Origin of the sequence: Hwangdonia seohaensis (assembly GCF_031932625.1) — a bacterium.
GTDB classification, from domain to species: domain Bacteria; phylum Bacteroidota; class Bacteroidia; order Flavobacteriales; family Flavobacteriaceae; genus Hwangdonia; species Hwangdonia seohaensis.
Window position 1 is genome coordinate 322,858 of record NZ_JAVSCK010000001.1, and the last position, 13,709, is coordinate 336,566.

12 protein-coding genes are annotated in these 13,709 nt (G+C 37.0%); 10 read left to right on the forward strand and 2 right to left on the reverse strand.

What is annotated here, in order from left to right; all coding sequences use genetic code 11:
- Positions 1-19: 19 nt before the first annotated feature.
- Genes RNZ47_RS01400 through RNZ47_RS01415 form a run of 4 tightly spaced genes read left to right on the forward strand, consistent with a single transcriptional unit; the run spans position 20 to position 1,899 of the window.
- Positions 20-736, forward strand: coding sequence for a hypothetical protein (locus RNZ47_RS01400; protein WP_311935374.1), 717 nt, complete (start codon positions 20-22; stop codon positions 734-736).
- On the forward strand, positions 737-973 hold the full coding sequence (locus RNZ47_RS01405) for a hexameric tyrosine-coordinated heme protein (protein ID WP_311935376.1): 237 nt from the start codon (positions 737-739) through the stop codon (positions 971-973).
- Between the two features lies 1 nt (position 974).
- Positions 975-1,238, forward strand: coding sequence for a DUF2024 family protein (locus RNZ47_RS01410; RefSeq protein ID WP_311935378.1), 264 nt, complete (start codon positions 975-977; stop codon positions 1,236-1,238).
- Positions 1,239-1,293: 55 nt separating this feature from the next.
- Positions 1,294-1,899: a MarR family winged helix-turn-helix transcriptional regulator gene (locus RNZ47_RS01415; RefSeq protein WP_311935379.1), complete on the forward strand. Its 606-nt coding sequence runs from the start codon at positions 1,294-1,296 to the stop codon at positions 1,897-1,899.
- A gap of 9 nt (positions 1,900-1,908) precedes the next feature.
- On the opposite strand, the gene RNZ47_RS01420 is transcribed toward RNZ47_RS01415, so the two are convergent.
- Together RNZ47_RS01420 and dnaE are read right to left on the reverse strand one after the other, a co-directional pair.
- The gene (locus RNZ47_RS01420) at positions 1,909-3,582 is read right to left on the reverse strand and encodes an ATP-dependent nuclease (protein ID WP_311935381.1); all 1,674 of its coding nucleotides are present in this window, start codon (positions 3,580-3,582) and stop codon (positions 1,909-1,911) included.
- 23 nt (positions 3,583-3,605) lie between these two features.
- On the reverse strand, positions 3,606-7,994 hold the full coding sequence (gene dnaE / locus RNZ47_RS01425) for a DNA polymerase III subunit alpha (RefSeq protein WP_311935383.1): 4,389 nt from the start codon (positions 7,992-7,994) through the stop codon (positions 3,606-3,608).
- 169 nt (positions 7,995-8,163) lie between these two features.
- Here dnaE and RNZ47_RS01430 point away from each other — a divergent pair, with 169 nt between their 5' ends.
- From RNZ47_RS01430 to RNZ47_RS01455, 6 genes are all read left to right on the forward strand, one after another.
- Complete coding sequence (locus RNZ47_RS01430; RefSeq protein WP_311935385.1) at positions 8,164-9,225, forward strand: lactonase family protein; 1,062 nt, start codon at positions 8,164-8,166, stop codon at positions 9,223-9,225.
- A 144-nt stretch (positions 9,226-9,369) separates the two neighbouring features.
- Positions 9,370-9,888 (forward strand): 30S ribosomal protein S16, encoded by a 519-nt coding sequence (locus tag RNZ47_RS01435; protein ID WP_311935387.1) that lies wholly within the window; start codon positions 9,370-9,372, stop codon positions 9,886-9,888.
- A gap of 173 nt (positions 9,889-10,061) precedes the next feature.
- Entirely contained in the window at positions 10,062-10,586 is a 525-nt protein-coding gene (rimM, locus tag RNZ47_RS01440; protein WP_311935389.1) for a ribosome maturation factor RimM, read from the forward strand.
- 81 nt (positions 10,587-10,667) lie between these two features.
- Positions 10,668-11,381, forward strand: coding sequence for a tRNA1(Val) (adenine(37)-N6)-methyltransferase (locus tag RNZ47_RS01445; RefSeq protein ID WP_311935391.1), 714 nt, complete (start codon positions 10,668-10,670; stop codon positions 11,379-11,381).
- 119 nt (positions 11,382-11,500) lie between these two features.
- Entirely contained in the window at positions 11,501-12,679 is a 1,179-nt protein-coding gene (locus tag RNZ47_RS01450; RefSeq protein ID WP_311935392.1) for an acyl-CoA dehydrogenase family protein, read from the forward strand.
- A 117-nt stretch (positions 12,680-12,796) separates the two neighbouring features.
- Positions 12,797-13,705, forward strand: coding sequence for a metallophosphoesterase family protein (locus tag RNZ47_RS01455; protein WP_311935394.1), 909 nt, complete (start codon positions 12,797-12,799; stop codon positions 13,703-13,705).
- Positions 13,706-13,709: the final 4 nt, after the last annotated feature.

The following is a 13,709-nucleotide window of genomic DNA, read 5'->3' on the forward strand; positions in this document are numbered from 1 at the left end:
AAACAATAAAAATAAACGCATGAAATCAATAGTATTATTAATAGCAGCTGTGTTTCTATACACAGCAAATATCCAAGGGCAAGACCATCAATACCAAAGCGACAATTTCGCAATTACCTCTACGCATGTTACCCACGATTCAGATTTAAACATTACCGTTTGGGAAATTGCAGTAAAAGGTAATGCTGGCGAAACAACACCTAAAAAAGCAGGCCAATTAGATGGCGCTCCCGTTTTAGGCTATGTATTCCCAACAAATTTAAAGCCAACAGACGTAGGTTTTAACGCAACCGAAGGTATTGTTGCGCTTGCCCTTACCTCTCATCCAGACTTTGATGACACCCCACTTTGGGATGAAAACTCAGATGCTATTTACGACAACGACGGTGTAATATGGCATCCGCATTGGGTGATTTTGGTTGAAGACAAACGCGTAAAAGGCGGACTTTCGGTGAAGCAATTTAAAAAAGACGATGAGTCTGTGGTTTTACCGCCCACAAACCCAGGCATGCCCATGTATATGGATTCTCCGGGGTATCCTGTTGTTACAAAAGCAAACACCATTAAAGTAATTGTTCCAGATTATAGAATCAATAACAAAACCGATTTTTCCTTTGATGCTGTTACGGCTTTCATGAAAGTGAACACCAGTATAGAAAATACGCCCATGCTTGGCGTTTACGAGGTGTATAGTGTGGCGAGTGGCGATTTATCATTACCTTATAAAGTAAAATAAATGGATATTTGGTTAACAACTTTAATAACAAAAACACCTCAAGACGGGTTTGAACTTGCTATAAAAATGTCGAGAATGGGTGTAAAATACACACAACCTGATATGGAAAAACTAAAAAGCGGAAGAAAAGCTTACGAGGATAACGCCCAATTTTTAATAGCGGCATCGCAAGTCGTTGCTATAAATTATCAAACCGTTGCCAAAGCAAATAACTATTGGAAATCTAAAAAAAGTTAATATGAAAGTTTCAGTTTGGGATACCTATGTAAAAAGAGACGACGGTAAGTTAATGCATTTTGATATTCTGGTGCCAAACAGCTTACAAGATGAGCAAACCATTTTAAATTACGGTACAAGTTATTTAAAAAGTAAAGCTTTTAAAACTGAAAGCATCTCGTCTAAAATCTGTAATTTTTGTCATATTGAACAGGCTACGGATGCCGTTATAAAAGACATCCAAAGCAAAGGATTTTCGATTATTGAAATGGAAAATTGCAACTAACTTAATTAGGATTACTAACTTTGCCTGTCAACCTAATATTGGCAGGCATTTTATTATGAGCGATAGTATTTTTAATCCCAATCAGCAAATCTCTGATGTTTCCAGCAAAATCGTTGCTGGTTTAGAGCGCATTTCCGAAGCCTTTAAAGTATTGCTTTGGGAAAAGGCAAAGCTTTTAGGTTTGAGCCCAATTCAAATTCAAATACTCATTTTTATAAATTATCACAAAATTGAGTTTTGTAATGTGAGCCATTTGGCCAAAGAATTCAACGTTACAAAACCCACAATTAGTGATGCTGTAAAGGTTTTGGTAAATAAAGGGTTGATTGAAAAAGTGTTCTCCACTTCCGATAGTAGAAGCTACGCGGTACAATTAACAGATTCTGGTAAAACCATAATTTTAGAAACCGAGAATTTTGCGCAACCTTTAAAAAATCAATTAAACGGTATTAGTGATGCCGATTTAGAATCCACCTTCAACACGCTCAGCAAACTCATTTATAAATTAAATCGAATAGGTGTTTTAACGGTGCAACGCACGTGTTATGCTTGCAAGTTCTATCAAAAAAACAACAATCAACATTATTGCAATTTATTGGAAAAGGAATTGTTGAATTCTGAAATTCGGATTGATTGTGAGGAGTTTGAAAATAAGGTTTGATAAATCAGATTACTCATTCCAAGTCATTATTGCTTCTATTAATTGATTCAAATTTTGCTTCAAATCAAGAACATCCAAAGAACTTTCATCTATAAATTCAACAATCTCAGATGAATGAATTGTCTTATTAAGATTGTATTTAAATTTAACCTTAGTATCCGTATTTAATATGTTATCCTCTAGTTTAATATCTTTTTTATTAATTATTTCTACCTTAACTTTATGTTTGTTTCTAAACCAATTAGTTAAAGTTGCATCAGATAAATAATTTTCAATTTCTCGACCTTTTGTAATCCAGCACCTTTCTTCTCCAATTTCTTCTTGAATTCTGATTTTTGTTTCGTTTAGCTTAGCGTTAATATTTTTACCATCTCTATCAATTACAACATAAGCGTTACGATTTATCTTCAATAATGGTATAACTTCTTTTTTTAACCACTCAAAATCAAAAGATAAATTGGATAATAATTTTCCACCATAAAACATTATAACATAATGTAACCCTTCCTTAAGTTCTGGATTTAAAATTTCTATCCATTTATTTATAAAATTCCTGTCACTTGGACCTTCAACCCAAATAACTCCATTACTTTGCAAAATATCACTTGCTTTTATGCCTAAATCATTTAAAATTTGTTTTGCATCATTATATGATAAGATGGTTTTACATGTTGATTTATCTCCATCATTTGAAACATGTATTAATTGTGAATTTTCATCAGTCCCAAAAGAATCAATCACTACATTAGAATGAGTAGTAAGAAAAAAATACGCAGAATGTTTCTTAGAGTACTTTTTAATATAATCGTATAGTCTTCTTTGTAATGACGGGTGTAGATTGTTTTCTAATTCTTCAAATGCAAAAACATATGAACTAGGGTTTTTATTCTCAATTTTTGGTCTAACAACTAAATTTAACAGAACTAATAAAACAGTCTTAACACCACTCCCCATCTTAGAAAGTGATATTCTTTTCTGTTTATTGTCTTCAAAAAACAACTCCCAATAACCTTTGTCTAATTGAACTAAAATTCGAGTAAATAAAATATCAGGATTAACTATTTTATTTAATTCATCTAATAGCGTTTTTTCGACCAACCTGCTATCTTTATCTGTTCTATTTAATATTCCTTGAATAGCATTAGTGGTGCCTGCACCATTGGATGAAAAAATAATTTTGTCTTCCGATAGTTCAGGAATAATATCTCTTTCTGCAGAAATATTACAAAATACTTTGCCTGCAAATGGAAGCTCTATGATATTAGCTAATTGGTTGAAATAACTGTATGCATTACTAACAAAATCAGTTTCAATATTAACGAAAGACTTTTGCCCTTTACCAATTAGCTTATAGGTATATTTCTTACCAATGAATTGTCTACCATACTCAAGATGGTTTCCTGGTATCCCACCTCCACCTGTATTTGCAGGAAAGGCTCTCACAACACTTTTTTCATTTAAGATATAATCAACTATAACTTCAGCAGATTTTGAATCTCTTCCAGTATTTATAAATATTTCGTTCCCATCAATTAAAAATTGTATTAAATCAATAAGACTGCTCTTCCCCGAGTTATTTTTGCCAATTATTAAATTAATAGGAACTATTTTATTAAAACCACCCCCAACATCCGAATCAAAACATTTATAGTTTTTAACGATGATTTTACTATCTATTATCATTAAGTTATTTTCTGTTTTTCACTCTAATTCAATTTAAACCTAACATCATGCGCCTCCAATTCACCCAAAAGTTCTTGGCACACTTTTACTTTTTGCTTTCTACTGGGCATGGTCAATTTAATTTTTTCTTTGGTATCGTACACTAAAAAATTAAGAGCTTGATTCCCCGGATGCATGTTTATCAATTCTTTTAATGCCATAATTTTTTGTTCACTCAGGTCTTTAATATCCACTTGAATAGACAGCTTTTTTGCATAATTTTCCATCACATCGTGCAACAACTGGAAACTGTTAAACTGCAATCTTGGATCGCTTTTCTTTCCCGTGTCTTTATTCATCCAACCTTCGCGCACAAAAGTTTTTACAAACACAAAACTGTTTTTGAGTAAAAAATGTCTGTACTTTAAATACTCTTCCCCAAAAATCCTGAACTCAAAACTATCGGTATAATCTTCAATGGTAAATAGCGCCCATCCTTTACCCTGTTTGCTCACACGGTGCTGCACATCGGTTACTACACCGCCAAAAACAATTTCCCGGTTCACGTAAGGCTCTAAATTATTAAACATGGCAACCGTACCGTTGCAAAAGGTTTTCATTTCGATCTTAAAATCGTCTAAGGGATGCCCAGAAATATAGACGCCAACAACTTCGCGCTCTTTACTCAGTTTTTCCATCGTGCCCCATTCTTCGCATGGTGGCACTTCGGGTTCGGCAATTTGTACTTCACTCGCCTCTCCAAACAAACTTACCTGTGCAGAGTTTTCGTTCTCTTTGTGTTTTTGGGCATACTTTATAGCTTTCTCAAGAAACGTAATGCCATCACCATCATCATGGAAATACTGCGCTCTGTGGGTGTTGGCCAAACTATCAAAACCACCTGCTAATGCTAGATTTTCAAATGCTTTTTTGTTGGCTGCTCGTAAATCAATCCGCTTTGCGAAATCGAAAATAGATTTATAATGGCCATCTTCTTTTCTGTTTTCAACAATGGTCATCACCGCACCGTGGCCAACCCCTTTTATGGCGCCCATGCCAAAACGCACCGCATTATCTTGATTTACCGAAAACTTATAATAACTTTCGTTTACATCGGGTCCGAGCACGTTTAGTTTCATACGTTTACACTCTTCCATAAAGAAGGTGACCTGCTTAATATCGTTCATGTTATTGGATAACACAGCAGCCATATATTCTGCAGGATAATGGGCTTTTAAGTAAGCCGTTTGATAAGCAATCCACGCATAACATGTGGAGTGCGATTTGTTAAATGCGTAACTCGCAAAGGCTTCCCAGTCTTTCCAAACTTTTTCCAAAATTTTGGCATCGTGTCCGTTTGCGCTGGCTTGCTCGATAAATTTAGGCTTCATTTTATCGAGAACCGCAATTTGCTTTTTCCCCATGGCTTTACGCAATACATCGGCTTCACCTTTGGTAAATCCGGCCAGTTTTTGCGAAAGTAGCATCACTTGCTCTTGGTATACGGTGATTCCGTATGTTTCCTTGAGGTATTCTTCCATCGCTGGTAAATCGTACTCAATGGCTTCGTCGCCATGTTTTCTGCGAACGAAACTCGGAATATATTCCATAGGCCCGGGACGATACAGGGCATTCATAGCAATTAAATCTTCAAAAACCGTTGGCTTTAAATCTTTTAGATGTTTTTGCATACCGGGAGATTCGTATTGGAATACCCCAACGGTTTCCCCGCGTTGGAACAATTGATATGTTTTTTCATCATCTAAAGGAAATGAGTCCGGATCGAGTTGAATATTGTGTTTTGCCTTTACAATTTTAACGGTGTCTTTAATTAAAGTCAGCGTTTTTAATCCCAAGAAATCCATTTTTAATAAACCAGCATCTTCAACCACCGAGTTATCAAATTGGGTAACATATAAATCGGAATCTTTTGCTGTTGCAACGGGCACGAACTTGGTAATATCGTCCGGAGTGATGATAACCCCACAGGCATGAATTCCGGTATTTCGCACCGAACCTTCAAGCGTTCGGGCAAGATTTACGGTTTCGGCTTCCAAATCCTCACCTTCAGAAATATTTAAAAGTTGATTGACTTTTTCCAGATCTTCAGCCCTGAATTTTTTAGCCAATTCCTTTTCGTCCAACCCAAAAATCTTTCCGAGCTTAGACATGGTCGGGATAAGTTTTGCAATTCTATCGGCATCAAACAAAGGCAAATCGAGCACACGCGCCGTATCTCGAATAGACGATTTTGCCGCCATGGTACCGTAGGTAATGATTTGCGCCACTTGGTTGCTTCCGTACTTTTCAATCACGTAATCCATCACGCGACTTCGGCCTTCATCATCAAAATCAATATCGATATCGGGCATACTAATACGGTCTGGATTTAGGAAACGCTCAAAAAGTAAATCGTATTTAAGCGGATCGATATTGGTAATCCAAAGGCAATATGCCACTACCGAACCTGCTGCCGAACCACGACCAGGACCAACGGACACATCCATATTTCGGGCCTCGCGAATAAAATCCTCTACAATTAAAAAATATCCGGGATACCCTGTGTTTTCAATAACGCTCAACTCAAAATCGAGTCGCTCTTTAATTTCTTCCGTTAAATCTTCACCATAGCGTTTTTTCGCGCCTTCGTAAGTTAAATGACGTAAATACGCGTTTTCACCACGTTTTCCGCCATCGTTTAAATCGTCTTCGTGCTTAAACTGCTCGGGAATATCGAAGGCTGGCAACAACACATCGCGCGCCAATTGATAAGCCTCCACTTTATCGACCACCTCTTGGATATTTGTAATCGCCTCGGGCACATCTTTAAAGGCATTTTTCATCTCGTCAGAAGACTTAAAATAGTACTCTTGATTTGGCAATCCGTAACGATACCCACGACCGCGACCAATGGGAGTGGCTTGCTTTTCGCCATCTTTTACACAGAGTAAAATATCGTGTGCATTGGCATCGTCTTGCTTTCTGTAATAGGTGTTGTTGGAGGCCACCAACTTAACATCGTGCTTTTTTGCCAATTGAATTAATACGGGGTTAACGCGATTTTCATCTTCTTGGTTGTGGCGCATTAGCTCGACATACAAATCATCTCCAAACTCATTTTTCCACCACAGCAAAGCCTCTTCAGCTTGATTTTCGCCAATATTTAATACTTTACTTGGGACTTCGCCGTATAAATTCCCCGTTAATACAATTAAATCTTCTTTATATTCTTGAATGAGTTTTTTATCGATTCGAGGTAAATAATAAAAACCATTAACAAAAGCATGCGACGATAATTTAGCCAAATTATGATAGCCGTTTTTGTTTTTGGCCAATAGTACGATTTGGTAGCCATTATCTTTTCTGGTTTTATCCAAATGGTTTTCGCAAACAAAAAACTCGCAACCTATAATGGGTTTTATTTCTTTGGCGGTAACCGTTTCGCCTGTTTCTTTGGCGGCTTTAATTTTAGCCTTAACACCACTATTATGTCTATTTACTGCATTCACAAAGTGAAAAGCGCCCATCATATTGGCGTGGTCTGTTAACGCCACAGCGGGCATGTTGTATTCGGCGGCGGCGGCAACAATATCGGACACGCTCATGGTGGATTGCAATACCGAAAATTGGGAATGATTGTGCAAATGCACAAAATCGACTTCCTTTAATTCGGATACGTTTTGTTTGATTTCTGCCGAAGAAATATCAGCGGTCTGTGCTTTTTGCAAACGCACATTAATCTTAGCACTTTCCTTTTTTAGATTGATGTGCTTTAAACCAATAAGTTGAATGGTTCGCGGATTGGCTTCCGAGAATTTTTGAAAATAATCGGGCTGAACATCCAATTGTTCTTTGGTATATTCTCCCAATCGAATCAATTCGAAAAAACAGCGTGTGGTCGCCTCAACATCGGCAGTAGCGTTGTGGGCTTCGGCAAAAGGTTTATTAAATAAAAATTCGTGAAGTTCGGTTAAGGTTGGTAATTTAAATTTACCATAACGCCCGCCGGGGATTTGGCACAATTGCGCGGTGTGCTCGGTACAAGTATCTAAAACGGGTAATTCCTGTAATGGGTTTACCACATCGCCACGTACAAATTCGGCGCCCATTATATTTAAATCGAACTTAACGTTTTGCCCAACCACGAATTTGGTTTTACCCAAAGCTTCATTGAATTTTTCTAAAACCTCAGCTAAAGGCACACCTTGTTCCTGTGCCAATTCGGTAGAAATACCATGGATTTTTTCGGCATCATAAGGGATGTTAAATCCATCCGGTTGCACCAAATAATCTTGATGATCGATACAGTTCCCCATAGCATCGTGCAATTGCCATGCAATTTGAATACACCTTGGCCAATTATCAGTATCTGTAATGGGCGCGTCCCAACGTTTTGGCAATCCTGTGGTTTCGGTATCGAAAATTAAGTACATTCTTGAAGTTTAGATGGTTGTGTTTAAGTCGTTTAGAAAAAACAAAACTTAGCCTATAAAAATACATAGAATTTATACTTTTTTAAAGTGAAGTTATAAACACTTGTAAACAAAATTTCATATTTGCATTTCGATAAAATAAACTACTTTAGAGGATTAATATTTTCTTATGAAATCAAAATTATTAGTATTTGTGCTAACCGCTATCCTTTTTAACTGTACCAATCCAAACACCACTTTATATGTTGGCACCTACACAAATGGTGAAAGCGAAGGCATCTATCAATTTGAGTTTAATTCTGAAACTGGCGCATTGACCAATAAACAATTGGCAACAAGTTCAGAGAACCCTTCATTTATAACTTATTCACCCGATAAAAATTATTTATATGCCGTTAATGAAAATGAAAATGGCAGTGTTTCGGCTTTTAAAGTGGAAGACGACAAAACCCTAACATTCATAAATAAAGTGAGTACAAAAGGGGCGCACCCTTGCCATGTTGCAATTAACGAACAAGGCGATAAAGCCGTTGTTTCAAATTATACCGGCGGCAATTTTTCGTTACATAATATTAAAAATGATGGCGCTTTAAATGAAGCATTTCAGGTTTTAAACCATAAAACCGATAGCATTGCTTCACACGCACATTCAGCTCAATTTTTTAAAGATGATTTATTGGTTTCGGATTTAGGGCGCAATGCCGTTTTTAATTATCGCTTAGCCAACAATAACTATAAACTGATTACTCCTTCAATTGTAAAACTGGAAGACAGTTCTGGCCCCAGACATTTTTCGTTGACAAAAGATGGGAAATTCATTTACATAATAAACGAACTTTCCAGCACGATTACGTCAGCTAAAAAAACAGAAAATGGGTTTGAATTTATTGAAACGCTTTCAACTTTAGATGATGATTTTAAAGGAAAAAGCTACTGTGCCGATATCCATTTATCCAAAGACGAGCAATTTTTATATGGTTCAAATCGCGGTGAAAATTCCATGGTTGTTTTTAAGCGTGATACTACTTCCGGCAAACTCACTAAAATCCAAAACATGAGTGTTCATGGCGATTGGCCACGAAACTTTGCTATAGATCCATCGGGTAAATTCTTGTTGGTGGCTAATCAAAAAAGCAATAATATTTCTGTTTTTAAAGTGAATACCCAAACCGGATTCCTCTCATTTTTGAACGAAGTTCCATTGCCCACACCCGTTTGTTTGCTGTTTTAAAAAGTTTGCTGTTTTTATCCTAAATTCCCTCGTGCAAATAGTTTTAAAAAAACTTTTAATTTATTACTTCTAACTTTTAACTTTTTACGTATCTTTGCGCCCTCATTAATAACCGAGGTCGAGAACCTCAAATAATTAATTATTATGCCAGTAAAAATTAGATTACAAAGACACGGTAAAAAAGGAAAACCTTACTATTGGATCGTAGCAGCAGACTCACGTTCAAAAAGAGATGGTAAATACTTGGAAAAATTAGGTGCTTACAACCCAAACACAAATCCAGCAACTGTTGAATTAGATGTTGATGGTGCTGTAAAATGGTTACAGAATGGTGCACAACCAACTGACACCGCTAAAAACCTATTATCTTACAAAGGTGCTTTACTAAAAAATCACCTTGCAGGTGGTGTTAAAAAAGGAGCTTTAACCGAAGAGCAAGCAGAAGCAAAATTCACAGCTTGGTTAGAAGAAAAAGCTGGAAAAGTACAAGCTAAAACTGATGGTTTATCTGAAGCAGAAGCGAAAGCGAAAGCGGATGCATTAGCTGCTGAAAAAGCGGTTAACGAAGCAAGAATAGCTGCGGCTGCTCCTGTTGTTGAAGAAGAAGTAGCTGAAGATGCTGCTCCTGCTGTTGAGGCCGAAGCTTCAAACGAAGAAGAATAAAAACTTTTATTTTTATACTTTTAAACTCCGATAGCTTCTATCGGAGTTTTTTATTTAACCACACTTTTAAAAGTTTGGTTAAATAATTCCCATAAAGATGGGAATCTCATTAACTTTGAATAAACTTGAAATAGATTGCCGCCTTCGCGGGAATAACAAAAAATGCCTTTTCAATGACAAAAGAAGACTGTTTTTATTTAGGTAAAATTGTAAAAAAGTACAGTTTTAAAGGCGAGGTTTTAGCAAAACTAGATACCGATCAGCCTGAAATTTACGAACATTTAGACACCATTTTTTTAGAGCTTAAAAACAACCTAATTCCTTTTTTTGTGGAAAGCTCACAGCTACACAAATCTGAATTGTTGCGTATTAAATTTGAAGATGTAGATACCGAAGCCGATGCAGATGCCATTATGAAAAGCCATTTGTATTTACCGCTCGACCTATTGCCGAAACTAGAAGGCGACAAGTTTTATTTTCACGAAGTTATTGGGTTTGCCATTGAAGATAAAAACTATGGTAAAGTTGGTAAGTTAACGAGCATTAATGATTCTACAGCGCAGTCGCTTTTTGAAATTGACAGGGATGGTATTGAAATATTAATACCAATGAATGATGAGTTTATTTTAAAAGTTGATCGAGAAAACAAAACGATTCTTGTTGAAACCCCTGAGGGGTTGATTGATTTGTATCTGTAGTAAACGTAACGTCATGCTGAATTTATTTCAGCATCACATCTTATAATTATGAGATCCTGAAACAAGTTCAGGATGACAGCCATGAATAAACCCTTCAAATTCAAACAATTCACTATCAACCAAGACCGATGCGCCATGAAAATTGGTACAGATAGCGTGTTGCTCGGTACTTGGTGTTCATTAAAAAACAATCCGTTTTCTGTTTTAGATATTGGCGCCGGCACCGGTGTTATCTCACTTATGCTGGCACAACGCAGCAACGCTGAATTGATTGATGCCATTGAAATTGACGATAACGCCTACGAACAATGTGTTGATAATTTTGAAGCATCTCCGTGGGGAGACCGATTGTTTTGTTACCACGCCTCACTGGAAGCTTTTACAGAAGAAATTGAAGATAAATACGATGTAATAGTATCCAATCCGCCATTCTATTCTGAAGATTACAAAACAGAAAAAAAAGCACGTGATTTAGCCCGATTTACCGATGCTATGCCGTTTGAGCACCTTGTTGATAGCGTTTCAAAATTACTCTCAGAACATGGCACCTTCTCTGTAATTATTCCTTTTAAAGAAGAATCAAAACTTATTGAATTAGCTTCAAGAGCCCATCTTTTCCCCAATAATTTATTGCACGTAAAAGGTCACCCAAATTCTGAAATCAAACGTAGTTTAATCGAGTTTTCTTTCCGCGAAAGCGCTATAAAAACAGACGCATTAATTATTGAAACCGAGAGACATCAATACACCAAAGAATACATCAATTTAACAAAAGATTTCTACATAAAAATGTAACCCATTCAATATGGATTAGTTAAATTTGAGGACTTAAAATGATAAAATATTAAAAAAAAGCGAACCGTAGTTAAGATATATTAATGGGCTGCTTTTTTTAACATAAAAACGAATCTAAAATGAAGCCAGATTTATTTGAAGCTCCAGATTATTACAACTTAGACGAGCTTTTAACCGAAGAACACAAACTAGTGCGTGATGCCGCTAGAGAATGGGTAAAACGCGATGTGTCTCCAATAATTGAAGAGTATGCCCAAAAAGCGGAATTCCCAAACCAAATCGTAAACGGATTGGCGGAAATTGGGGCTTTTGGCCCCTATATTCCCGAAGAATATGGCGGTGCTGGATTAGACCAAATTTCTTATGGATTGATTATGCAGGAAATTGAACGCGGTGATTCTGGTGTGCGCAGTACGGCGTCGGTGCAATCCTCTTTGGTAATGTATCCTATTTGGAAATACGGCAACGAAGTGCAGCGTAAAAAATACTTACCAAAACTGGCTAGTGGCGAATGGATTGGCTGTTTCGGTTTAACCGAACCCGACCATGGCAGTAACCCAAGCGGTATGGTTACCAACTTTAAGGATATGGGCGACCACTATCTTTTAAACGGAGCCAAAATGTGGATTAGCAATGCGCCTTTTGCAGAAATTGCCGTGGTTTGGGCAAAAAACGAAGAAGGCAGGATTCACGGATTAATTGTCGAGCGTGGGATGGAAGGTTTTTCAACGCCTGAAACCCATAATAAATGGTCGCTTCGTGCGAGTGCCACGGGCGAGCTTATTTTCGATAATGTTAAAGTGCCAAAAGAAAATTTATTACCTAACAAATCTGGTCTGGGCGCACCACTTGGTTGTTTGGATTCGGCTCGCTACGGCATTGCCTGGGGCGCTATTGGTGCTGCCATGGACTGTTACGATACGGCTTTAAGGTACAGCAAAGAACGCATCCAGTTTGGGAAACCCATTGGGCAATTTCAACTGCAACAAAAAAAATTAGCTGAAATGATTACAGAAATCACCAAAGCCCAACTTTTAACTTGGAGACTTGGTGTGCTGCGAAATGAGGATAAAGCCACATCAGCACAAATATCGATGGCGAAACGCAACAATGTGGATATGGCTATTAACATTGCCCGCGAAGCCAGACAAATGTTAGGCGGAATGGGCATTACCGGCGAGTATTCCATTATGCGCCATTCCATGAATTTAGAAAGTGTGATTACTTACGAAGGCACACACGATATTCATTTATTAATTACCGGTTTAGACATTACAGGACTTAACGCGTTTAAATAATCGCTAAGCGATATTTGGCAGCTCACTCTTGTGGGTAATTCATTTTTAAGAATCATAAAAATGCTTCTCATAAATTGGGAAGCATTTTTTTATTGAAATTTGTTTACATTTACTTTTATGTTTTCATCTAAAAAAAGATTAGATAACGCGTACGCAAGTGCTAAAGTCATTGATTTTGATGACGATAGCAAGTTTATTCTTTTTAGCGATTGCCACCGTGGTGACAATAGCTTTGCAGACGATTTTGCCAATAACAGAAATATTTATTTTCATGCGTTAAAACACTATTATGCCGAGGGTTTTCAATATTGTGAAATTGGTGACGGCGACGAACTTTGGGAAAACATATCGTTCAAAGCTATTTTAAACGCTCATAAAAACGTGTATATGCTTATGAAACTGTTTCATAAAGCCAATCGATTACACATGATTTGGGGAAACCACGACATGGTTTACAGAAATCCGGAATACGTAAAAAAGCATTTATCAACTTATTTTGACCCAAAAGTTGGAGAAGATGTAGAGCTTTTTGGCGACATAAGGTATCATGAAGGTATCGTTTTAAAACATTCAAGAACTGGACAGGAATTATTTTTAACCCACGGCCATCAAGCCGATTGGTGGAATTATTTATTTTGGAAATGGAGCCGATTTATGGTTCGGGTGCTGTGGAAGCCCTTAAATGTTATGGGAATTGCCGACCCTACAAGTCCCGCAAAAAACTATACCGAACTGATTAAAGTAGAGCGCAGAACAAAAAAATGGATTGCAGAAAACAACAACTTGCTAACCATTGTTGGGCATACCCACAGACCGCGTTTTCCCGAACCCGGAGATATTGCTTTTTTTAACGATGGGAGCTGTGTGCATCCGCGAAGTATTACGGGCATTGAAATTGAACATGGTGAAATTTCATTAATTAAGTGGCAAATTGCCACAAAAGAAGACGGCACACTTCAAATTGTAAGGGTCTTGCTCGAAGGCCCAAAAAGATTAATTGACTATAAAACAGAATCAATCTTATAAAAAC